Below are 22,721 nucleotides of genomic sequence, written 5' to 3'. Positions count from 1 at the left end.
TAGAAGGATTCCGTATAAATAAAAGGAACAACAAGAAAAAATACCTCTTATAAACGCTCTCAAATAGCTGAAAATTCTAATAACATTGAAAGCTCGTAAATATACCCCTTATGATGTCAACTTATACCTTTCATTAAGCATAAAGATGATTCTGTATAATGGTTTTTATATACTTCACGAAGAACTTTACAGTTATACCGTTTACAAACGCTATCACGAAATAGACTTGTTTTTTTGAGAGATTATTTTGCAAAAACAAAGCACGCAAATAAGCTGAAAAACCTATCCTGAATATTTTAACACACTATAAGAGATACCTCTCATATGTAAAAATTTACATAGACGAAATATCACTGCTCTAAACGAGTGTGCAAAACAAGATAATCAACAAAACGGCACAACTGAAATCTAAAAACAATCCATTATTGAATAAGCACACAACAAATTAAGTAAAAACCTCATACGATTGATTGTATTCCTGCTAAAATATGCTGCATACTTCACAAATATTTACTGCTCCTCTATGTCTTTTAAAATATACTTTTTAAAAGTAAAATATACTTTTTAAAAGCTTTTTAAATATGGAGCGGTTTAGCAAATGTTGCTAACGCTGCTTCACGGACTGCTTCTGATAAGGTAGGATGCGCATGACAACAACGGCCTAGATCCTCTGATGAACCACCAAATTCCATTAAAACGGCAATTTCATGGATCATTTCACCGGCACCAAATCCAAGAATATGCCCCCCTAAAACCCGATCTGTTTTTTTATCAGCAAGAATTTTAACAAATCCATCACTCTTTTGCATCGCGCGCGCACGACCATTGGCCATAAAAGGAAATTTGCCAACATTATATTCAATACCAGCAGTTTTTAGTTCTTCTTCTGTCTTTCCTACACTCGCAATTTCTGGCTGTGTATAAACAACACTAGGAATAACATCAAAATTAACATGTCCCCTTTGACCTGCCAAAATTTCTGCCACAGCAACGCCTTCTTCTTCTGCTTTATGCGCTAACATTGGCCCTTTTACGACATCACCAATCGCATAAATTCCTGGAACATTTGTCTGCCAATGCGCATCAATTGCGATAAACCCACGTTCATCCAACTGAACACCAGCTTCTCTCAAGCCAAGTCCCTCCGTATACGGAGAGCGTCCAGTCGCAATAAGCACAACATCAGCCTCTAAAGTTTCAGATTCACCACCTTTAACCGTTTCAAAGCTTACCTGAGCCGTTGAGCCAGACTGCGTAATAGCTGTTACCTTTGCACCCGTTTTATATTCAATCCCCTGTTTTTCCATTAACTTTTGAAATTGCCGTGAAATCTCGACATCCATTGCGCCCAAAACTTTATTAAGATATTCAATAATGATAACTTTAGCCCCTAAACGACTCCAGACCGATCCAAGTTCTGAACCAATAACACCAGCACCAACCACAATCATACGTGCTGGTACTTTTTCAAGTGCAAGGGCTCCCGTCGAAGAAACAATCGTCTTTTCATCAATTTTAACATCCACTCCTGGAATGCCTGAACTCTCTGACCCCGTAGCAATAATAATATTTTTTGTTTCAATTGTTTGCTTGTTACCATCTCTAGCAACAACTTCCACATGCCCCGCGCTTAAAATTTTGGCTGTTCCAAAAAAAGTATCAACTTTATTTTTTTTCATCAAAAAAGAAACACCACTTGTATTGGCTGTCACCACAGCTTTTTTATGAACCATCATTTGTTCAAGATTAAGCTTAGATTTGCCAATAGAAATCCCCAGCGTTTCAAAACCATGCTGAGTTTCAGCAAACACTTCTGAAGCATGCAACAACGCTTTAGACGGTATACAACCAACATTAAGGCATGTTCCTCCTAATGTTGTACGCTTTTCAATAATCGCTACTTTAAGTCCTAGTTGTGCCGCCTTTATTGCTGCTACATAACCACCTGGACCCGCTCCGATCACAGCCACATCATAAGACATCCATTTCTCCTTTCATCCTGAAAACTGTATTTTACAAATCAAGAACAAGGCGTTCCGGATCTTCTAGGCTTTCCTTAACACGCACAAGGAAAGTCACAGCTTCTTGCCCATCCACAATACGGTGATCATAAGAAAGTGCTAAATACATCATAGGTCGGATCACAACTTGGCCCTCAACAACCATTGCTCGCTCTTTAATCGCATGCATTCCCAAAATACCAGATTGTGGTGCATTCAAAATCGGTGTTGACATCAACGATCCATACACACCACCATTAGTAATGGTAAAAGTTCCACCTTGCATATCAGAAACAGCTAACTTTCCATCACGTGCAAGACGTCCCAAACGGCCAATCTCTTTTTCAATTTCTGCCAAAGACATTTGATCTGCATCACGCACCACTGGAACAACAAGCCCCTTATCCGTTCCAACAGCGATCCCAACATTGACATAATTTTTATAAACAATATCCGTTCCATCAATTTCGGCATTAACAGCAGGAAGTTCTTTTAATGCATGACAAACAGCCTTGGTAAAAAATCCCATAAAACCAAGTTTAACACCGTGTTTCTTTTCAAAAATATCCTTATAACGCTTGCGCAAATCCATCACTGCTGACATATCAACCTCATTAAATGTGGTTAACATTGCCGCTACATTTTGCGCATCTTTAAGACGACGAGCAATTGTTTGACGCAATTTCGTCATGCGAACCCGCTCTTCACGTGTTTCTGGAACAGGAGTTGCCGAAGAACTTGTCGCAGAAGTAGAAGCTGAAGCAGAAGGTGTCGGGGCATTTGTCCTTTTTTCTAATCCCCCAAGAACATCTTCTTTAAGGATTTGTCCACGTTTTCCAGAACCTGAAATATCGCTTTTGTCAAAATTATTTTCAGCCATCAATTTTGCTGCTGAAGGTGAAGGGGGCATAGTACTGCTTGAAGTAGGCTTTTCCGATTCAGATGAAGCTGTTGGAACTGGTGTCGCGGAAGGTGAAAATGATTGGGAAACACCGGCTTGGCCAGCTTCCACCGCTCCTAAAAGAGCGTTCACTTCGACCGTATCGCCTTCTTTTGCAACAATTTCAGATAATTTTCCCGCAACAGGAGAAGGAACTTCAACAGTTACCTTATCAGTTTCTAATTCAACCAAAGGCTCATCCATAGCGACAGCTTCACCAAGTTTTTTAAACCATTTACCAACCGTTGCTTCAGTAACTGATTCGCCCAAAGTAGGAACACGGATTTCAGTAGTCATAATATTTTTCCATACATCAGAGTAGTAATAAATTAAGAACCTAACGCGTCTTTAAGAAACGCAGCCAGTTGTTCAAGGTGTTTCACCATTAACCCAGAGGCCGGTGCAGCACTTGCAAGACGTCCTGCATAACGAACACGTGAATATTGCGCATTAATATGCGTCAAAACCCATTCCAAATAAGGCTCAATAAATGACCAAGCCCCCATATTTTTTGGTTCCTCTTGGCACCAAAAAATTTCTGCCTGCAAAAAGCGCGACAACACATTTACCAAAACTTTTGCAGGAAAAGGATAAAGTTGCTCAACACGAAGAAGATAAACGTCATCAATACCCTTTTTTTCACGTTCTTCATAAAGGTCATAATAAACCTTGCCCGTACAAAGGACGACACGACGAATTTTATTATCTTTCTGCAATTTAATAGCAGAATCTTTAAGATATTCTGCATCATCAAGCAACACACGACAGAAATTTGTTTCTGGTCCCATCTCACTGAGAAGAGAAACAGCTCTCTTATGACGCAAAAGTGATTTCGGTGTCATCAAAATCAATGGTTTACGGAAATCACGCTTAATTTGTCGACGCAAAATATGAAAATAATTTGCAGGGGTTGTACAATTAGCAACCTGCATATTATCTTCCGCACAAAGTTGAAGAAACCGTTCTAAACGTGCAGAAGAATGCTCCGGTCCTTGCCCTTCAAAACCATGAGGCAATAAACAGACAAGACCAGACATACGAAGCCACTTACATTCTGCCGATGAAATAAATTGATCAAAAATAACCTGTGCGCCATTAGAAAAGTCACCAAATTGTGCTTCCCAAAGTGTTAAGCTTCGTGGTTCAGCAAGAGAATATCCATATTCAAAACCAAGAACAGCTTCTTCAGAAAGCATAGAATTAACAACTTCATAAAGCGCTTGGCCCTTTTGCAAATGATTCAAAGGAATATAACGTGCTTCATTTTCTTGATCATAAAGAACTGAATGACGTTGCGAAAAAGTTCCCCGTTCAACATCCTCACCGGAAAGACGAACCGGAGCCCCCTCCAAACAAAGTGAACCAAAAGCTAAAGCTTCTGCGGTTGCCCAGTCAACCCCCTCACCGGTTTCAAAAATTTTAGCACGATTGTTTAAAAAACGTTGGATAGTTTTATGAACATGAAAATTTTCTGGAACCTCAACAAGTTTCTGACCAATTTCTTTTAAAGTTTTTAATTCAACACCCGTTGTTTTAGAATTTTGCTCATCAGTATTACTAAAAGCTTTGAGTCCCGTCCAGCTTCCATCAAGCCAATCAGCCTTATTAGGCTTATAAGAAGAACTTGCTTCAAGTTCAGCCTCAAGCTTATCACGCCAGAGCTTTTTCTGTTGTTCAATCTCCTCTGAAGTAACCACCCCTTCCGCCATCAATTGGTCACCATAAAGTTGAAGAGTTGTTTTATGATTACGAATTGCCTTATACATAAGCGGCTGGGTAAAGGAAGGCTCATCACCTTCATTATGCCCATAACGGCGATAACAAAACATATCAATAACCACCGGTTTATGGAAAATTTGACGAAACTCCATTGCTATTTTAGCAACAAAAACAACAGCCTCAGGATCATCACCATTCACATGGAAAATGGGGGCATCAATCATTTTTGCAACATCAGAAGGATAAGGTGAAGAACGTGAAAAACGTGGCGCTGTTGTAAAACCAATCTGATTATTGATAATAACATGAAGTGAGCCTGCAACACGATAACCCTTAAGACCTGAAAGACCAAAAGTCTCCTGGATAACGCCCTGTCCTGAAAAAGCAGCATCACCATGAATAAGCAATGGCAACACCTTTGAACGCTCACTTAATGGAAGTGAATCAGTATGCGTAGGTCCCACAAGTTGATCTTGTTTAGCACGTGCTTTTCCCATAACAACCGGATCAACAATCTCAAGATGAGAGGGATTAGCCAAAAGTGATAAATGAACTTTATTTCCACCAAAATCCAGATCCGCAGTCGTTCCTAAATGATACTTAACATCACCCGATCCCTCTACATCATCTGGCTTATAAGATCCCCCTTTGAACTCATGAAAGATAGCTCTATGCGGCTTAGCTAAAACTTGTGACAGAACATTTAAACGGCCACGATGGGCCATTCCTAAAATAACTTCCTGCACCCCTAAAGCACTACCACATTTAATAATCTGTTCAAGAGCAGGAATCAGCGCTTCACCACCATCAAGTCCAAAACGCTTTGTACCTTTATATTTAGTGTCTAAAAACTGTTCAAATCCTTCTGCTTCAATAAGCTTATTTAGGATAGCTTTCTTGTCTTGTTGCGAAAAATCACTCTCTTTATCTCGGCCTTCAATGCGCTCTTGAAGCCATGCTTTCTGGGCAGGATCAGAAACATGCATATATTCCACACCAATTGTTGAACAATAGGTACGATTGAGAATCTCAAGCATTTGCGGAATAGTTGCATATTCTAACCCTAAAACATTATCGATAAAGATAGGGCGCTCATAATCGGCAGGAGTAAAACCATAAGCTTCTGGAGAAAGTTCCTTATAATCTTCCAGTTTTTCAGCCAACTGAAGAGGATCAAGCTTTGCACGAAGATGCCCCCGTTCTCGAAACGCCCGAATCATCATAATGGCATGAACAGAATCACGCGTTGCGCGAATAATATCTTGTTCACTAGAAGCCTTTCCCTTTTGTGCCGCCCCTGTTTCTGCTTTTTCCTTTAATTTATCACCAAAATATTTTTCAAGAGAAGACCAATCACCATCAAGAGCAGAAACCAACTCACCATCCGCCTTTAATGGCCAATGATCACGTTGCCATGTTGCTCCTTCAGCATTTTTGAAAACATCTTCTTTATTATCATGAAGACCCTCAAAAAAAGCACGCCACTGCGAATCAACACTGATAGGATCTTTTTCATACTGAGCATAAAGCTGATCTATATAATCCGCATTCCCACCATAAAGAAATGACGTCTGTGCAAAAAGACTATTTATCTCGTCCTGCCTTGCCATATACCTCTCCGGAACATCTATTCCGTCTCCTTATATCTCTTTTCGACCTTTAAATACTTACAAAGCAGATGAGAGGTCGAACATTCAAAAAAGTTTAACCTTTTTATATTCAAGTCTTCTCACCTGAATTAAGAACATTTTCTTAATTCAGGTGAAATTTTCTTTTAGCCTTTCAAAACTGACATCAAAGTCTTACCGATCTGCGATGGTGAAGGAGACACCCGAATCCCTGCAGATTCCATTGCTGCAATTTTATCTTCCGCTCCACCTTTACCACCAGAAATAACAGCACCAGCATGTCCCATTGTACGTCCTGGAGGGGCCGTCCGACCAGCAATAAAGCCAACAACCGGCTTTTTACGACCTTTTCTTGCTTCATCTTGCAAAAACTGTGCTGCTTCTTCTTCAGCAGAACCACCAATTTCACCAATCATAACAATAGACTGAGTTTCATCATCCGCTAAAAACATTTCCAACACATCAATAAATTCAGTTCCCTTAACAGGATCACCACCAATCCCTATAGCGGTTGTTTGTCCCAAGCCTTCCTGACTCGTTTGAAAAACGGCTTCATATGTTAAAGTTCCCGACCGTGAGACAACCCCAACAGAACCTTTTCTAAAAATAGAACCAGGCATAATACCAATTTTACATTCATTTGGTGTGAGAATACCAGGACAATTAGGACCAATAAGACGAGATTTCGAGTTTTCTAATCGCGCTTTTACTTTAACCATATCCATAACGGGAAGACCTTCCGTAATACAGATAATTAAACGAACTTCAGCTTCAATAGCTTCTATAATAGCTGCCGCAGCCCCTGCAGGAGGAACATAAATAACAGAAGCATCCGCACCTGTTTTTTCTTTTGCTTCTGCAACACTCGCAAAGATAGGAAGAGTTTCACCTTGTGATCCCTTCCATGTCTCACCACCCTTTTTAGGATTAACACCACCAACCATTTGCGTACCATGATAAGCAAGCGCTTGTTCTGTATGAAATGTTCCTGTTTTTCCTGTAAGTCCTTGAACCAGAACTTTTGTCTCTTTATTCACAAGAATCGACATCGCTTAAGCTCCCTTCACGGCTGCAACAATTTTTTGAGCAGCATCATCTAAATCATCAGCGGGAATAACATTCAAACCACTGTCATTGATAATTGCTTTACCTTGCTCAACATTCGTACCTTCAAGACGAACAACCAAGGGAACCTTTAAACCAACCTCACGCACAGCAGCAACAACACCTTCAGCAATGACATCACAACGCATAATACCACCAAAAATGTTAACCAAAATGCCCTTAACATTTGGATCAGCCGTAATAATTTTAAAAGCAGCTGTCACCTTTTCTTTTGATGCTCCACCACCAACATCCAAAAAGTTTGCTGGCTCAGCTCCATAAAGTTTAATGATATCCATAGTTGCCATAGCAAGACCCGCACCATTGACCATACAACCAATTGTACCCTCAAGAGCAACATAAGCAAGATCATGCTTTGAGGCTTCAATTTCTTTTGGATCTTCTTCTGAAAGATCGCGCAATTCTAAAATATCTGGATGACGAAACAAGGCATTATTATCAAAAGAAACTTTTGCATCAAGGACGCGCAAGTGACCATCTTTCATCACAATAAGCGGATTGATTTCTAAAAGGCTCATATCTTTTTCACAAAATGCCTTATAGAGAATTGGAAAAAGCTTTTCACCATCTTCCCGTGCACTATCGCGCAATTCCAACGCATCACAAAGTCTTGCACAATCAGCAGAAGTAACACCCTCTACGCCATCAATAGGCAACGTGAAGATTTTTTCTGGTGTTTCTTCAGCAACCGTTTCAATATCCATTCCACCTTCTGTTGAAACAACAAAAGCAATCCGTCCCACGCTACGATCAACTAAAAGTGAAAGATAAAGTTCGCGCTCAATATCGGCACCATCTTCAATATAAAGACGATTGACTTGTTTACCCTCTGGACCAGTTTGTTTGGTTACCAAAGTTTTCCCAAGCATTTCTTGAACATTTGCAACAACTTCTTCAACAGATTGTGCAAGTCGAACACCACCCTTTGCATCAGAACCAAGTTCTTTAAACTTCCCCTTACCACGACCACCTGCGTGTATCTGACTTTTAACCACATAGAGAGGTCCAGGCAATTTTTGTGCCCATTTTTCAGCTTGCTCCACAGAATAAACAGCAACACCATTTGCAATGGGGGCTCCATATTCATGAAGCAGCCTTTTGGCCTGATACTCATGGATATTCATGCATTTGTCCTTTTCTTTTATGGATTATTTTATTAATCTTGAAACTCTATTACTTTAATACTCTATTTTAATGAACAAAATCTGTCTTAATTTATTTAAGATTAGGCACAAGAGCAATACAATCATCACAAAGCTTCTTAACCGCATTCACTGAATGCTCAAAAGCATCTCTTTCCTCTTTATCAAGATAAATTTCAATGACCTTTTCAACACCACCTGCACCAAGTACAACAGGAACACCAACATAGGTATCATTAACCCCATATTCTCCAGAAAGATAGGCCGCAACAGGCACAACACGCTTAGTGTCCTTTAAGTAGGCTTCAGCCATAGAAACAGCGGAAGCTGCTGGTGCATAATAAGCAGAACCTGTTTTTAACAAACCAATAACTTCTGCACCACCATCACGAGTACGTTGGATAATTTGATCGATTCTCTCCTGTGTTGTCCAACCCATTTTAACAAGATCAGGCAAAGAGATACCACCAACTGTTGAATAACGCACCAAAGGCACCATTGAATCACCATGCCCACCCAAAACAAACGCTGTAACATCTTTAACAGAAACTTTAAATTCTTCAGATAAAAAATAACGAAAACGCGCTGAATCCAGAATACCAGCCATACCAACCACTTTATGGACAGGAAGACCTGAAAATTTCTGCAATGCCCATACCATTGCATCAAGAGGATTTGTAATACAAATAACAAAAGCCGAAGGTGCATATTTTTTAATCCCAGCACCAACCTGTTCCATAACTTTTAAATTAATACCCAAAAGATCATCACGGCTCATACCAGGTTTTCGTGCAACCCCTGCTGTCACAATAACAACATCAGATCCTTCAATTGCTTCATAAGCGTTTGCACCTTTTAAAGTGACATCAAAACCATCAACGGGAGAAGATGCAGCAATATCAAGAGCTTTGCCCTGTGGCATACCTTCTGCAATATCGAATAAAACCACATCTCCAAGTTCTTTAAGCCCAATAATATGTGCTAAAGTACCACCAATCATACCTGAACCAATGAGAGCTATTTTTTTTCGTGCCATTTTATTTTTTCCTAACTTTTAGAAATTCAGTGCATACTCATCAGCGTCCGTATACTGAATATTTTTTACTGTAACCATATTCAAACAGTATCATAAAAAGGAGTAAAGAAATGAAATTTACAAATTTCTCTCCTTACAGAAACAACAGCCTTCCGCAGAAACAACACTTAGAAAATTATCATGATGTATCGATAAAGTGAATTTAAAAAAAATACAACAGAATTATTACATTTCTTTAATTTCAAAGAGCTCTTGTTTTTACAGTTTACATAAAGGTAAAAGTATAATCAATGCTTCTTCTTCAACAGAAAATGTTCTTCCCAAAATTTCAAATAATCGTGGCTTTGCATTTCAAAAAGACGTGACTGTGTTCTTTGAAATTCAAATGTTTCCGCAGTCTGAGCATATCCTTTATACAAATCCTCCACCCCTGCTTCTGCCGACATAAATAACCGAATATGGCGCTCATAAAGAATATCAATAAGCAAAATAAACCGTTTTGTTTCATTACGACATGTATCATCCATGATCGGCACATTATCGATAAAAATTGTATGATAACGCTCTCCTAATAACAAATATTCGGCTGCGGCCAAAGGCTTTGCACATAAGTCTTGATAATCAAAGCGTGCACAACCCGCAGCAAAACGCGGAATAAGAATAAGACGCCCTTTTATAGAAAGCTCATCAGATATTTCCTTATGTCCTTGCAACACAAATGCCCATGCTTGATCCATGCATTCATCGGCTTTTTTCCCTAATGGTGTTACATACACGGGCTGTAGATTTGATTTTTCAAGACGATAATCTGTTTTTGCATCAAGATTAATAACACGAACATATGCTTTCAAAACTTGAATAAAAGGCAAAAAGAGTTCACGATTTAAACCATTATAATAAAGGTTATCCGGCGCCACATTTGAAGTCGCAATAAAGAAAATTCCTTTATCAAACAAAGCAGAAATAAGCCGCCCCAAAACCATAGCATCAGCAATATCTGTAACACTAAATTCATCAAAACAAAGCACCTTTGCTTCTCGTGCAAGATCTTCAGCAACAGCTAAAATAGGATTATTTTGTTTAGATTTTGCATACCCAGATGCTTGACGATAAAAATTAATACGCTCATGCACATCCGCCATAAAGTCATTAAAATGAGCACGCTTTTTGTGTCCCTTCGGCAAACAAGAAAAGAACAAATCCATCAGCATGGTTTTGCCCCGTCCTACTTCACCATAAATATATAATCCCTGAAACGAACCATTTTTATCCCCATGTTTTGCAACACGAGCAAAATTTTGTCCCTTTTTTTTAAATATTCTTTTAAAAAAAGACTCAAATATCCAAGACCAAGGATGAGAAACATTTTGTTCCGCAATTTTTTTTAATAAATGATCAAAATGCTCTGTTACAGCCAATTGAGCTGGATCAAAACGAACCTCCCCTTTAGAGACCAGCTCTTTATAGCGCGTTGAAATGAGAACCATTCAAACAACCTTTTTCAAACCGTTTTCAATGAAAAATACAAATTCTTTTCACGAACCTGCCCATATAGCTTATTTTTTCATAAACGGTCAAAGGCAATCTAACGGCTTAAAACAACAGAATAATCATCAAGTGTACGTCCCTCAAAACGATCAACGTTTGAAGAATAAAGGGCAATGATAACACGTCCAGAATTATTATAAAAATATAATCTTTTTCCTTTAACAGCCCACGATCTCACTTGCGAAGCAATTCCTGGGCAGTGTAAAGGACCAGCACGATATCCCTGTCCAAATTTCGTTTGTGGTGTTGCAATTCGGCAAACCTTGCCCCCTATAGAAAGATTCCACACCCCAGCAATACTTGCAGGAAATAAATCAGTAGCATTACTTGGCAATTCAAGACTAGCCATTCGTCCGTCACTCTGAGAATCCCCTTTTTCATACATTGAAGCAGCTTCAGACATAGATGAAGAAGCAGACGAGGGGTCAGACACTTCCAATGTTGTCATTTGTTGAGATGGATAAAAAACTTCTAATGCATTGCTATTATCATTATTGTCAAACCGCGTTGTTGAACATCCGCCTAAAAGTATTACAGTTGATATTGCAAAGAAAAACGAAATTTTTGAAAATGACATAATCTGTCCTCTCTCCCACGACAATAAATAAGCTCACAAAAAAATTAAGTGAATATTTGTTATAATGACAAAGATAAATTAACAAATTAAAAAAAACAGAATAAAAATTACTTATTTTAAATGAAATAATTTATGTACTCAGTTTTATAATGATTAAACACTAGAAATTTATAAGATTTTCAGTCATATATCTCTTGATAAGTAATCATTAGAAACAGAGAAATTTTATGAAAGCGCCATTTAGCAAAATGGACGGTCTTGGAAATCAAATTGTTGTTGTTGATCTGCGTGAAAGTGCACAAGCTCTTACACCACAAGCAATCCTAGCTTTATCAGCAGATCCTGAAATGCATTTTGATCAGATCATGGCTATCCATACACCAACTGAGAAAGAAGCCGACTTCCGCATCGAAATATGGAATGCTGATGGTTCAAAAGCTAAAGCTTGTGGCAATGGTACCCGCTGTGTCATTGCATGGCTCACAGACCACAATTTTGGTGAAAATTTTCGTTTAGAAACCCCCGCTGGAATTATTGAAGGAAAACGTCAAACCGACAATCTCATCTCTGTTGATATGGGATGCCCAAATTTTAATGCAAAAGATATGCCTGTTTCACGTGAAATAGTTGATACTAATCACGTAGAAATTACGGCTGGTCCCCTAAAAGATGCTTGTCTTATATCTATTGGCAATCTTCATGCTATCTTTTTTGTTGAAAATGATATTCAACATATTCCATTAGAAAAATACGGACCAAAACTTGAACATGACCCCCTTTTTCCAGAACGGTGCAATATTTCCATTGCTTGCATAACGTCAAATAAAAGTCTAAATTTACGTACATGGGAACGAGGTGTAGGATTAACACAAGCATGTGGGAGTGCTGCTTGTGCCAGTGCAGTAGCTGCTTATCGACGTGGTTTAACTCAGCGCCATATCGATGTAAACTTACCAGGGGGAATGCTTAATATTTTTTATCGGGAAGACAATCACATTATCATGACAGGACCAATAGAATATCAATTTAGTGGTTTTTTAAATCCTCTAACAGGGTGTTACAAAAAGGATCACTCTTGATGGCAATAGAAATTGTAACTTTTGGTTGTCGACTCAATAGCTATGAATCGGAAATCATTCGCAAAGAAAGTACTTCTTCAGGACTAGACCAACTCAAGGATGGTGCTATTATCTTTAATACCTGTGCTGTCACCGCCGAAGCCGTACGACAAGCAAAACAAGCGATCCGCAAAGCGCGACGTGAAAATCCTCATGCGCGCATTATTGTAACAGGATGTGCAGCCCAAACAGAAGCTCAAAACTTTGCCTCAATGACAGAAGTTGATCTTGTTTTAGGAAACGAAGATAAACTTCACGCCCATTCTTATCGTCAACTTCCTGATTTTGGTATTAACCATTCCGAAAAGGTGCGTATCAATGATATCATGGAAGTACAAAAAATTGCTCCCCATATGGTCAGTGCCATGCAAGAACGCACGCGTGCCTTTGTACAGGTACAAAACGGGTGTGATCATCGCTGTACATTTTGCATTATTCCCTATGGACGAGGACCATCACGTTCAGTTCCCATGGGAGCTGTTATTGAACAAATAAAAAAACTGATGGGTGAGGGGATTCAAGAAGTAGTTCTGACAGGTGTTGACCTTACAAGTTATGGTCACGATTTACCTGGAAAAGCTAATCTAGGAAAATTAACTTCAGCCATTTTGCATCATGTTCCTGACTTAGCGCGATTACGTCTTTCATCTATTGACTCTATTGAAACAGATGAAGAACTGATAAATCTTTTAGCCTATGAAAAAAGAATCATGCCTCATTTACATTTATCGTTGCAAGCCGGTGATAATATGATTTTAAAACGGATGAAACGGCGTCATCTACGTGAACATGCTATTCAATTTTGCCAAGAATTGCGTGCCAAACGTCCTACAATGGTTTATGGTGCCGACTTGATTGCTGGTTTTCCTACAGAAACAGAAGAGATGTTTCAAAACAGTCTTGCTTTAATCAAAGAGTGTAATTTAACCCACCTCCATGTTTTTCCCTTTAGTCCAAGAGAAGGAACACCTGCCGCACGAATGCCACAAGTCGACCGTAAAGTAGTTAAAATGCGTGCTGCAAAATTGCGTAAAGCAGGTGATGAAGCTTATCAGAAGCATCTTGTTCATTTACAAAACAGTCAACAAACAATTCTCGTTGAAAAAGATGAAATTGGACGAACAGAAGATTATACTCTTGTACACATTAAAGGTGCAAAAGCGGGAACAATTGTTCAAGCACTTATCGTTGACCATGATGGCGATAAATTAATTGCTATCCCTCCAAAATTAAACGCTGCTTAAGCAGGAAAACCCTTATGACAAAATCTTTTATTAAAAAAATTTTTTCTTTTAATAAATCTAAAGAGCAGGAAATAGAACAAGCTTCTATTCCTGAGACAAGCGATATAATAGAAGAAAATAAGGACAAAAATGAAAGATCAACAAATCAAAAAACAACGCTTACAAGATGTGATGAAAAATCCCCGTCTTTAGAGGCCCATTCTGATAAAGTCCCCCTTTCTGGTAAAGTTATTGTCACAAACACCATCCGTGAAAAAAAGAGTGAAGAAACTTTACCGGAGCCCTCAGTGGAACAAAAAAAGACAGCGTGGTTTGGACGCCTTAAAAAAGGTCTATCTCTTTCTTCACAACGTCTAAGTGGATCAATTGGAGACCTTTTTGTTAAGAGAAAACTTGATGAAGATACATTGCAAGAACTTGAAGATATCCTTATTCAAGCTGACCTCGGTGTAAAAACGGCAACACGCATCACGAATACTTTAGCTTCCAATCGTTATGAAAAGGATCTCTCCCCAGATGACATTCATACAATTGTCGCTGATGAAATCAAAAAAGTTCTGGAACCTGTAGCAATGCCATTAGAACTTGATCTCAGTCATAAGCCTCATGTTATTTTGTTGGTCGGTGTAAACGGTACTGGAAAAACGACAACAATTGGAAAACTTGCAGCAAAATTAACTGAAGGAGGACTAAAAGTTATGCTTGCTGCCGGTGACACTTTCCGAGCCGCAGCGATTGAACAATTGCATATTTGGGGTAAACGTACCAATTCTCCTGTTATTTCAACTAAATTGGGTGCAGATGCTGCTGGTTTAGCGTTTGATGCTTTTGAAAAAGCAAAAAAAGAAAATAGTGACGTGTTAATTATTGATACAGCTGGACGTTTACAAAATAAATCTGAATTGATGAATGAGTTAGCAAAAATTATTCGTGTTTTAAAAAAACATTCCCCCCAAGCACCCCATACAATCCTTCAAACACTTGATGCAACAACCGGACAAAATGCACTCAGCCAAGTGGAGATTTTCCGTGATATTGCAGGTGTTAATGGTTTAGTCATGACAAAACTGGATGGAACTGCCCGAGGAGGAATTCTTGTCGCTATCGCAGAAAGATATAAATTACCTATTTATTTTATCGGTGTAGGAGAAAATATTGAAGACCTTCAACCCTTTTCTGCTTCTGACTTTGCCGAAACTATCGTAGGAAAACATGTATGAAACAGCCTTTATTTACCCCTAATTCACACAATAATTCTGAAAAAAATATGGACGACAATAAAAAAACACCTCTCTCACCAACATTTAAGTTCTTCTTGGAAATGGGACCATTGGTCGCCTTCTTTTTTGCCAATTATAAAGGAGAATGGTTGATCAAAAACATTGAATTTTTTCAAAACTTTAGTAAACCTATTTTCCCTGCAACAGCTATTTTTATGGTAGCTATTATCATTTCTCTAAGCTTATCGTGGATCCTTGCAAGACAAATTCCTATTATGCCTCTTATTTCTGGGATATTTGTTCTCGTTTTTGGCTTTCTAACACTTTGGCTTCATAATGACACTTTCATAAAGATGAAACCAACAATCATTAACAGTTTATTTGCTTTTATACTTTTTGGCGGAATGTTTTTTAAAAAACCACTTTTACGTTATGCCCTTGACTCTACCTTAAAACTTGATGATTTAGGCTGGCAAAAACTCACCTACCGTTGGGCATTTTTTTTCGTTTTTCTTGCTCTTTTAAATGAAATCATTTGGCGCAATTTTAGCGATAATTTTTGGACGAGTTTCAAAGTCTTTGGTGTGATGCCTATAACAATTCTCTTCATGCTTACCCAAATGCCTATTATACTAAAACATTCAAAAGGACTTTTTACAGAAAAGGACAAATCTAATTCTTAAACAAATTCACCACTACAGATTACTTTATAGATTGATTGACAGATACACTGTTCAGGAGAAAAGAACATGTTGATTGAACAGTTTATCTGTCGAGAAGATAATTTTGGTGTGCTCATCCATGATGAAAAAAGTGGTATGACAGCCGCAATAGATGCACCTGAAAGTAAAGCTATTCGTAATGCTTTAAAATGCCGTAACTGGACACTTAGCACTATTTTTGTAACTCATCATCATCACGATCATGTAGAAGGCTTAGAAGAATTAAAAAAAGTCTACAACACTATCGTTATTGGACCAGAAGCAGAAAAAGAAAAGATTCATTATCTTGATCGAACACTTCAACCTGATGAAAAACTTCTTTTTGGCTCTCATACGCTTCTAGCTCTCTCAACCCCTGGCCATACCTTTGGCGCATTATCCTATTATTTTCCTGAAAAAAAATTACTCTTTGCTGGAGATACGCTTTTTTCACTTGGTTGTGGACGTCTATTTGAAGGAACAGCCGCACAAATGCTGAACTCTTTAAAAAAGCTTCGTCAACTTCCCAACGAAACACTTCTTTATTGTGGACATGAATACACAAAAAATAATGCTCTTTTCGCATTGACACTTGATCCAAATAATAAAAAACTCCACCAAAGAGCAGAAGAAGTTTTTTCATTACGCTCACAAAATTGCATGACTTTACCAATTACTTTAGGACAAGAAAAAGCAACAAACCCTTTTCTTCGGTGGGATGATCAAGAAATTAGAAAAAATCTTTTAATGAATAATGCTACAGATGAAGAAGTTTTTGCTGAAATTCGAAAAAGAAAGGATATTTTTTGACCATGTTTAGACTTGTATTGTGCTCTCTTCTCCTCTTTCCTTTTTTATCATATGCTCAAGAAATAAAGCAAGAAACGGATAATCCTTCCCTTACATTACCTCTCATTGCCAATTATCCCTTAACAGAAGATTTTCTTTTAAAGCTGGAAAAAGTCGAAAAAGAATGTAAAATTCTACTTCCAGAAATAAAGAATAATCCTATCAATTATGACTCTAGTACTCACTCTAGTATTGAAAACTACACAGCCCATATTTTTAATAAACCAAAACTCATGGATATTTTAGAAAAAAATAATCTTAAACCTAGAGATTTCGCTACTGGCAACTTAGCACTTATAGAAATATCAATGCTTCTTACATTTGTACCTGAAAAGGAATATTCATATGAGAAAAATATTATATTTCTAAATAATCTTGAATTTGTTAAAAAACATTTTTACAAAATAACGACTATTTTAGGAAACTGTGAAGAATTCATGTTTAGAAACTAATCAATTATAAACTGTCGGAAAATATCATTCCATTGTTTTACATAAATCAATATATTGATTTATAATGATGATTTTTATTTAATTTATATTATATTAGAATTTTAAATACCATAAGATTTTCTCATTCCAAATCTCTCTTATTTTAAAACAATCAAAACCATCCGCTTGCATGTTATCAGCAGAATAGTCCATGTGAAATGAAACTCTACAATAAAAATATCTTTTATGAAAAGTCTTAAATGCCAAGAGTTTATCGCAGCACATCGTGTGGACTGTCAAAGAATGTAATGATATGGCTTACTTCTTCAGAAATATAAAGATTGGAATCCTATAATTTTCTATTATTCATGGTATCTTATCACAGGAACCATTATGAAATGGGCTTGAAAAAGCCTGAAAAATATTTTTTTTTAAATAAGCGTGTGAATTGACAACCAGTAGCATTTTATTTTTCATAAGGAATCGTGCCCCTATTAAAGAATGGTTCATTAAAAAATCATCATATTTTTACCATTCCAAATAATTACCTTATTTCCGGTTACATTTATAAATGATTTTTCTAAAAATAAAGAGCAATAAATGAAAAAGTCTTTATTGAAATTCGCACAAGAAAGGATATTCGATTATGTTTAAATTTGTATTGTGCTTTCTTTTTCTTTTCTCTTTTGCATCACATGCTCAAGAAAAAAAGCAGGAAATGGATAATCCTTCTCTTATATCATCTCTTGTTGCTAATTATCCCTTAACAGAAGATCTTCTTTTAAAGCTGGAAAAAATTGAAAAAGAATGTGAAAAATTACCCTCAGAGCTAAAAAAAGCAAACACAAAAAGGAACCCTACCACTAATAATGATCATGTTGAAGGATATATAGCTTACATTTCTAGTAAACCTGGACTTGTAAATATTTTAATAAAAAATAATCTCACACCCAAAGACTTTGTTATTAGTCACTTAGCACTTAAAACAACATTAAATGTGCTTACAAATGAAGAAATCTCTCTTCATGAACAAAACATTGTACCTTTAAGCAATATTGAATTTGCTAAAGAACATATGTATAGAATAATTAAAATTTTAAGAAGCGATTGTTAGAAAACTCTTTTTAAACGAATTAATTAATTTTGTAAACGACGACAAATATCATCTAATTGTTCTAATGAAGAATAATGTATTTTTAAATCACCACCTTTTTTACCATGTCGAATCACAACTTTCATTCCGATTACATCTGCAAGTAATTTTTCTAAAGATTTTGTTTCTGCATCTTTTTCCGTAGTAGTACGTTTTTTAGTCTTAGGATTAGCTTGCTCATAGGCAAGTATTTCCGTTTGGCGTACAGAAAGCCCTTCACGGATAATTTTTTCAGCTAACTCTTGTGGATTATCCACGGTTATAAGACACCGTGCATGTCCCGCAGAAAGTTGTCCATCCGTTAAGAATTGTTGTACTTTTTCTGGAAGCTTTAACAAACGAAGCGTATTAGCAACATGACTACGACTTTTTCCGATAACCTGCGCTAAATCTACTTGTGTATAATCATGTTCATTTAAGAGCATCTCATATCCCTTTGCTTCTTCAATAGGATTGAGATCAGCTCGCTGAACATTTTCAATGATAGCCAATTCCAAAGCGGTTTTATCATCCACATCACGAACAATAACGGGTAATTGAGTTAAATTTGCACGTTGTGCTGCACGCCAACGCCTTTCACCTGCTATCAATTCAAACCGATGAGAATGGTCTCTTAAAGGTCTTACAATAACAGGTTGAACCACACCATGTTGACGAATTGATTGTGCCAAATTATCAAGTTCTGTTTCAGTAAAATGACGCCGTGGATTATGAGGATTACATGAAATAGAATCAAGAGGAACAAATCTTTCAGAAATACTATCAGTTTCAGTTAATTTATCAAAATTTGATGAACGTGCAAAATTGTTGTTTAAATTCATATCTCCAATCAATGCTGCTAATCCACGTCCTAGTCTTTTTTTGAAAGATCATCATTCATAATTTTTCTCTTTGAATTTTTAGATATTTTTTATATTTCTAAGCAGCAGCGCATGCTTTTTTTTCACGCTGAATCATTTCTGATGCTAGACGCAAATAAGCTTGGCTCCCAGCACATTTAAGATCATAAAGCAATACAGGTTTACCAAAAGAAGGCGCTTCTGATACCCTTACATTTCGTGGAATAATAGTACGATAAACTTTATCTCCCATAAAAGAGCGTACATCTTCAACAACTTGATTTGAAAGATTATTACGACCATCATACATTGTTAGAACAATACCTTGGATTTCTAAAGATGGATTAAGAACAGATCGCACTTGTTTTACTGTTTCAAGCAATTGACTTAAACCTTCAAGCGCTAAAAATTCACATTGCATAGGTACCAAAATAGAATCTGCAGCCCCCATAGCATTCAATGTCAGAAGATTAAGTGATGGTGGACAATCAATTAAAATATAACTGAATTTTTTTTCCATTTCCGGATCATCATAAAGAGCTTTACGTAAGCGTCTTATACGATCTTGTGATGAAGAAATTTCCATTTCTACACCTAAAAGATCAAGTGTAGAAGGAACGATATGAAGATTAGGTACAGCTGTTTTTAAAGCTGCTTGTGTAATTGAAACTCCTGAAACCAGAACATCATAAGACGATAAAGGACGGCTGTTACGATCAATTCCTAAGCCTGTACTTGCATTACCTTGTGGATCAACATCCATAATAAGAACATTTTCACCAATGGCGGCTAAAGCTGTTGCAAGATTAATTGCTGTGGTTGTTTTTCCGACTCCACCTTTTTGGTTTGCAATAGCGATAATTCGTGTTTCGCTCATTTTGCTTTACCCTCTAATATGATCGAATATGAGAAATTTCTAAAATAACAGAATTTTCATCAACTTTACTTTTATGTTTTAACAGATCAAAGTGCCAATTGGCAGAGGCACTTTTTATTTCTGTAGCGTAATCCCGACCTTTTTGCAAAAGAGCGATTGTTTTTTCTGTTAATAAAGGAAAAATAAGCTGTAATAAAACATTAAGTGGCGCTAATCCCCGTGCCGTTATGATATCAGATATAGGGATTTTTTGATATACATCTTCAATTCTAGCGTGATAAACTGTTGCTGGAAGATTAAGTTGAGCAATAACTGTTCTCAAAAAGGCTACTTTTTTTCCATTACTTTCAACAAGATTAATATGTCCTGCTTTTTTTTCTTTCAGAAAGATAGCAATTACTATTGCTGGAAAACCTCCTCCTGATCCTAGGTCACACCACTTTAAGGAATGACTATATAAAGGAAAAATTTGTGCTGAATCTAAGATATGCCGTATCCATAGATCCGGTATTGTTGCAGCAGATATCAAATTAATGTGCGCATTCCACTGAAGTATTAAAGACTCAAACTGAATTAAATTTTCCATCGTTTCACGTGAAACAGAAGGAACAATATCTAATAGTTGCTGATATTTTTGTTCTGTAGAAAAATCCATTAAGCTGTTTTAGCCTTTTCACGTCGTTGACGTTGAATATATGTAATAATAAGTGATAACGCGGCGGGTGTCATACCATCAATTTTTTGTGCATCAGCAATTGAACGCGGCGACACTTCTTGAATTTTTGATTTAAGTTCATTTGAAAGACCTGAAATTGCCTGAACATCAAGAGATGAAGGAATTTCTAAACGTTCATCTTTTTGAAGAGAAGCAATATCTTGCGCTTGTTTATCTAAATAAACTGCATATTGTGCTTCAATTTCTAAAGATTCGACTGTTTTAGAATCAATCGTTTGTAATTGTGGCCAAAAATGTGAAAGACGCTCTAAAGTCATATGGGGATAGGAAAGAAAATCATAAGCCGAACGTCGAATTCCATCATGATTAACATGTAATCCGTGAGCAGAAGCTTCATTAGGTGTTAAAAAGAGATTTTGGCATATCGATCGTGCTTGATCAAGCTGTTGTTGTTTTTTCTGATAAAAATCCCAACGTATTTTACTGACAATACCCCATTCTTGTGCCAAAGGTGTTAAACGCGTATCAGCATTATCAGATCGTAAAGACAAACGAAATTCTGCTCGTGATGTAAACATTCTATAAGGTTCATAAACACCACGTGAAACCAAGTCATCAACCATAACACCAATATAAGCAGTAGAACGACTTATGAGTATTTCATCTAATTTACCCACTTTACGGGCAGCATTCAATCCAGCTAAAAGTCCCTGTGCTGCAGCTTCTTCATATCCTGTTGTACCATTAATTTGTCCTGCTAAAAACAATCCTGGTAAAGAGCGTAATTCTAAACTTCTTGTTAATTGTTGCGGATTAACAAAATCATACTCAATAGCATAACCGGGTTGCAAAACTATAGCATTTTCCAACCCTTCAATGGTTTTCAATAGGGAAATTTGTACATCTTCTGGAAGAGAAGTAGAAAGACCATTTGGATAAACTGTATCATCATTTAACCCTTCTGGTTCTAAAAAAATCTGGTGTCCATCACGTTCCCCAAATTTAATAATTTTATCTTCAACTGAAGGACAATAACGAGGTCCTAAACCTTCAATATTTCCAGAATATAAAGCAGAACGATGAATATTATCACGGATAATTTTATGTGTTTGCGCATTTGTACGTGTTATAGCACATTCAATTTGTGGTTGTTCAATTTTCTCTGTTAAAAGAGAAAAAGGAACAGGATTTTCATCGGCTTGTTGTTTTAAAAGACGATCCCAATCAATTGTTTTTTTACTCAAACGAGCAGGAGTTCCAGTTTTTAATCGTCCAAGTTTTATAGCATAATTTTTCAAACGTTCAGCAAGTTGCACACTTGATGGATCTCCCATGCGGCCAGCAGCCCACGTTTTATCACCAATATGAATAAAACCATTTAAAAATGTTCCTGTTGTTAAAACAACAGCACCAGAAAAAAATGTTCCTTGTTTTTTTAAAACAACACCTGATATACAATGATCTTTAATAACCAAATCAATGACTTCATCTTCAATAAGCGTAAGATTTTCTTGTCCTTTTAAGAGTTTTTGAATAGCTTCTTTATAGAGCTGTCTATCTGCTTGTGTTCGTGGACCTCTTACTGCTGGCCCCTTACGTCGATTAAGTAGCCTAAACTGAATTCCAGCAGCATCTGCTGCACGTCCCATAAGGCCATCTAAGGCATCTATCTCACGAACCAAATGCCCTTTTCCAAGACCCCCAATAGCAGGATTACACGACATTGTTCCTAGTGCTGATATTTTATGTGTCACAAGCGCTGTTTTTGCTCCTACACGCGCTGAAGCCGAAGCAGCTTCACAGCCAGCATGACCACCACCAACAATAACAACGTCATATGATTGCATTTAATTCATTCCATAGAAAACAATTCTAAAGTTTCACGTGAAACAGAATAT

General features: G+C 37.1%; 18 protein-coding genes and 1 pseudogene. 7 read left to right on the top strand and 12 right to left on the bottom strand.

The window, feature by feature from the left end:
* Positions 1–575 precede the first annotated feature (575 nt).
* The 8 genes from lpdA to FNZ60_RS05205 form a co-directional block, all read right to left on the bottom strand.
* Positions 576–1,982 (bottom strand): dihydrolipoyl dehydrogenase, encoded by a 1,407-nt coding sequence (lpdA, locus tag FNZ60_RS05240; RefSeq protein WP_142416621.1) that lies wholly within the window; start codon positions 1,980–1,982, stop codon positions 576–578.
* Positions 1,983–2,013: 31 nt separating this feature from the next.
* A complete protein-coding gene (gene odhB / locus FNZ60_RS05235; protein WP_142416620.1) occupies positions 2,014–3,237 on the bottom strand; it encodes a 2-oxoglutarate dehydrogenase complex dihydrolipoyllysine-residue succinyltransferase in 1,224 nt (407 codons plus the stop codon).
* Between the two features lie 32 nt (positions 3,238–3,269).
* Positions 3,270–6,269, bottom strand: coding sequence for a 2-oxoglutarate dehydrogenase E1 component (locus tag FNZ60_RS05230; RefSeq protein ID WP_142416619.1), 3,000 nt, complete (start codon positions 6,267–6,269; stop codon positions 3,270–3,272).
* A gap of 164 nt (positions 6,270–6,433) precedes the next feature.
* Positions 6,434–7,336 (bottom strand): succinate--CoA ligase subunit alpha, encoded by a 903-nt coding sequence (gene sucD / locus FNZ60_RS05225; RefSeq protein WP_142416618.1) that lies wholly within the window; start codon positions 7,334–7,336, stop codon positions 6,434–6,436.
* 3 nt (positions 7,337–7,339) lie between these two features.
* Positions 7,340–8,536 carry an ADP-forming succinate--CoA ligase subunit beta gene (sucC, locus tag FNZ60_RS05220; RefSeq protein ID WP_142416617.1) on the bottom strand — a complete coding sequence of 399 codons (1,197 nt, stop codon included), beginning with the start codon at positions 8,534–8,536 and terminating at the stop codon, positions 7,340–7,342.
* A gap of 91 nt (positions 8,537–8,627) precedes the next feature.
* Positions 8,628–9,590 carry a malate dehydrogenase gene (gene mdh / locus FNZ60_RS05215; RefSeq protein ID WP_142416616.1) on the bottom strand — a complete coding sequence of 321 codons (963 nt, stop codon included), beginning with the start codon at positions 9,588–9,590 and terminating at the stop codon, positions 8,628–8,630.
* Between the two features lie 287 nt (positions 9,591–9,877).
* Complete coding sequence (zapE, locus tag FNZ60_RS05210; protein ID WP_142416615.1) at positions 9,878–11,077, bottom strand: cell division protein ZapE; 1,200 nt, start codon at positions 11,075–11,077, stop codon at positions 9,878–9,880.
* A 98-nt stretch (positions 11,078–11,175) separates the two neighbouring features.
* Positions 11,176–11,715 carry an AprI/Inh family metalloprotease inhibitor gene (locus FNZ60_RS05205; RefSeq protein ID WP_142416614.1) on the bottom strand — a complete coding sequence of 180 codons (540 nt, stop codon included), beginning with the start codon at positions 11,713–11,715 and terminating at the stop codon, positions 11,176–11,178.
* Between the two features lie 227 nt (positions 11,716–11,942).
* Between FNZ60_RS05205 and dapF the strand changes: the two genes are divergently transcribed.
* The 7 genes from dapF to FNZ60_RS05170 all read left to right on the top strand — a co-directional run bounded on the left by dapF (position 11,943) and on the right by FNZ60_RS05170 (position 18,392).
* Positions 11,943–12,794: a diaminopimelate epimerase gene (gene dapF, locus FNZ60_RS05200; protein ID WP_142416613.1), complete on the top strand. Its 852-nt coding sequence runs from the start codon at positions 11,943–11,945 to the stop codon at positions 12,792–12,794.
* Complete coding sequence (gene mtaB, locus FNZ60_RS05195; RefSeq protein ID WP_142416612.1) at positions 12,794–14,077, top strand: tRNA (N(6)-L-threonylcarbamoyladenosine(37)-C(2))-methylthiotransferase MtaB; 1,284 nt, start codon at positions 12,794–12,796, stop codon at positions 14,075–14,077. Before dapF ends, mtaB begins: the two co-directional genes overlap by 1 nt.
* 14 nt (positions 14,078–14,091) lie before the next feature.
* Positions 14,092–15,297 carry a signal recognition particle-docking protein FtsY gene (gene ftsY, locus FNZ60_RS05190; protein ID WP_142416611.1) on the top strand — a complete coding sequence of 402 codons (1,206 nt, stop codon included), beginning with the start codon at positions 14,092–14,094 and terminating at the stop codon, positions 15,295–15,297.
* The gene (locus FNZ60_RS05185) at positions 15,294–15,980 is read left to right on the top strand and encodes a septation protein A (protein WP_142416610.1); all 687 of its coding nucleotides are present in this window, start codon (positions 15,294–15,296) and stop codon (positions 15,978–15,980) included. The genes ftsY and FNZ60_RS05185 overlap by 4 nt, the downstream gene beginning before the upstream one ends.
* Positions 15,981–16,046: 66 nt before the next feature.
* Positions 16,047–16,808: a hydroxyacylglutathione hydrolase gene (gloB, locus tag FNZ60_RS05180; protein WP_142416609.1), complete on the top strand. Its 762-nt coding sequence runs from the start codon at positions 16,047–16,049 to the stop codon at positions 16,806–16,808.
* A gap of 2 nt (positions 16,809–16,810) precedes the next feature.
* A complete protein-coding gene (locus tag FNZ60_RS05175) occupies positions 16,811–17,299 on the top strand; it encodes a hypothetical protein (protein WP_142416608.1) in 489 nt (162 codons plus the stop codon).
* A gap of 625 nt (positions 17,300–17,924) precedes the next feature.
* Complete coding sequence (locus FNZ60_RS05170; protein ID WP_142416607.1) at positions 17,925–18,392, top strand: hypothetical protein; 468 nt, start codon at positions 17,925–17,927, stop codon at positions 18,390–18,392.
* Between the two features lie 23 nt (positions 18,393–18,415).
* On the opposite strand, the pseudogene FNZ60_RS05165 reads toward FNZ60_RS05170, so the two are convergent.
* From FNZ60_RS05165 to mnmG, 4 genes and pseudogenes are all read right to left on the bottom strand, one after another.
* A pseudogene (locus tag FNZ60_RS05165) lies at positions 18,416–19,311 on the bottom strand (ParB/RepB/Spo0J family partition protein).
* Positions 19,312–19,349: 38 nt separating this feature from the next.
* A complete protein-coding gene (locus tag FNZ60_RS05160; RefSeq protein ID WP_142416605.1) occupies positions 19,350–20,147 on the bottom strand; it encodes a ParA family protein in 798 nt (265 codons plus the stop codon).
* Positions 20,148–20,160: 13 nt separating this feature from the next.
* Positions 20,161–20,802 carry a 16S rRNA (guanine(527)-N(7))-methyltransferase RsmG gene (gene rsmG / locus FNZ60_RS05155; RefSeq protein ID WP_142416604.1) on the bottom strand — a complete coding sequence of 214 codons (642 nt, stop codon included), beginning with the start codon at positions 20,800–20,802 and terminating at the stop codon, positions 20,161–20,163.
* On the bottom strand, positions 20,802–22,670 hold the full coding sequence (gene mnmG / locus FNZ60_RS05150; protein WP_142416603.1) for a tRNA uridine-5-carboxymethylaminomethyl(34) synthesis enzyme MnmG: 1,869 nt from the start codon (positions 22,668–22,670) through the stop codon (positions 20,802–20,804). The genes rsmG and mnmG overlap by 1 nt, the downstream gene beginning before the upstream one ends.
* Between the last annotated feature and the right edge of the window lie 51 nt (positions 22,671–22,721).

It is taken from the genome of Bartonella massiliensis (assembly GCF_902150025.1).
Classification (GTDB): domain Bacteria; phylum Pseudomonadota; class Alphaproteobacteria; order Rhizobiales; family Rhizobiaceae; genus Bartonella; species Bartonella massiliensis.
Note: the sequence above shows the minus strand (reverse complement) of the source record. Positions and strands in the feature narration are given on the sequence as shown.

Coding starts and splice junctions, on each gene's coding strand:
- sucD (WP_142416618.1), bottom strand. CDS start 7,336: ATGTCGATTCTTGTGAATAAAGAGACAAAAGTTCTGGTTCAAGGACTT.
- ftsY (WP_142416611.1), top strand. CDS start 14,092: ATGACAAAATCTTTTATTAAAAAAATTTTTTCTTTTAATAAATCTAAA.
- FNZ60_RS05185 (WP_142416610.1), top strand. CDS start 15,294: ATGAAACAGCCTTTATTTACCCCTAATTCACACAATAATTCTGAAAAA.
- FNZ60_RS05205 (WP_142416614.1), bottom strand. CDS start 11,715: ATGTCATTTTCAAAAATTTCGTTTTTCTTTGCAATATCAACTGTAATA.
- odhB (WP_142416620.1), bottom strand. CDS start 3,237: ATGACTACTGAAATCCGTGTTCCTACTTTGGGCGAATCAGTTACTGAA.
- dapF (WP_142416613.1), top strand. CDS start 11,943: ATGAAAGCGCCATTTAGCAAAATGGACGGTCTTGGAAATCAAATTGTT.
- zapE (WP_142416615.1), bottom strand. CDS start 11,077: ATGGTTCTCATTTCAACGCGCTATAAAGAGCTGGTCTCTAAAGGGGAG.
- FNZ60_RS05175 (WP_142416608.1), top strand. CDS start 16,811: ATGTTTAGACTTGTATTGTGCTCTCTTCTCCTCTTTCCTTTTTTATCA.
- gloB (WP_142416609.1), top strand. CDS start 16,047: ATGTTGATTGAACAGTTTATCTGTCGAGAAGATAATTTTGGTGTGCTC.
- sucC (WP_142416617.1), bottom strand. CDS start 8,536: ATGAATATCCATGAGTATCAGGCCAAAAGGCTGCTTCATGAATATGGA.
- mtaB (WP_142416612.1), top strand. CDS start 12,794: ATGGCAATAGAAATTGTAACTTTTGGTTGTCGACTCAATAGCTATGAA.
- FNZ60_RS05160 (WP_142416605.1), bottom strand. CDS start 20,147: ATGAGCGAAACACGAATTATCGCTATTGCAAACCAAAAAGGTGGAGTC.
- lpdA (WP_142416621.1), bottom strand. CDS start 1,982: ATGTCTTATGATGTGGCTGTGATCGGAGCGGGTCCAGGTGGTTATGTA.
- mnmG (WP_142416603.1), bottom strand. CDS start 22,670: ATGCAATCATATGACGTTGTTATTGTTGGTGGTGGTCATGCTGGCTGT.
- FNZ60_RS05170 (WP_142416607.1), top strand. CDS start 17,925: ATGTTTAAATTTGTATTGTGCTTTCTTTTTCTTTTCTCTTTTGCATCA.
- FNZ60_RS05230 (WP_142416619.1), bottom strand. CDS start 6,269: ATGGCAAGGCAGGACGAGATAAATAGTCTTTTTGCACAGACGTCATTT.
- rsmG (WP_142416604.1), bottom strand. CDS start 20,802: ATGGATTTTTCTACAGAACAAAAATATCAGCAACTATTAGATATTGTT.
- mdh (WP_142416616.1), bottom strand. CDS start 9,590: ATGGCACGAAAAAAAATAGCTCTCATTGGTTCAGGTATGATTGGTGGT.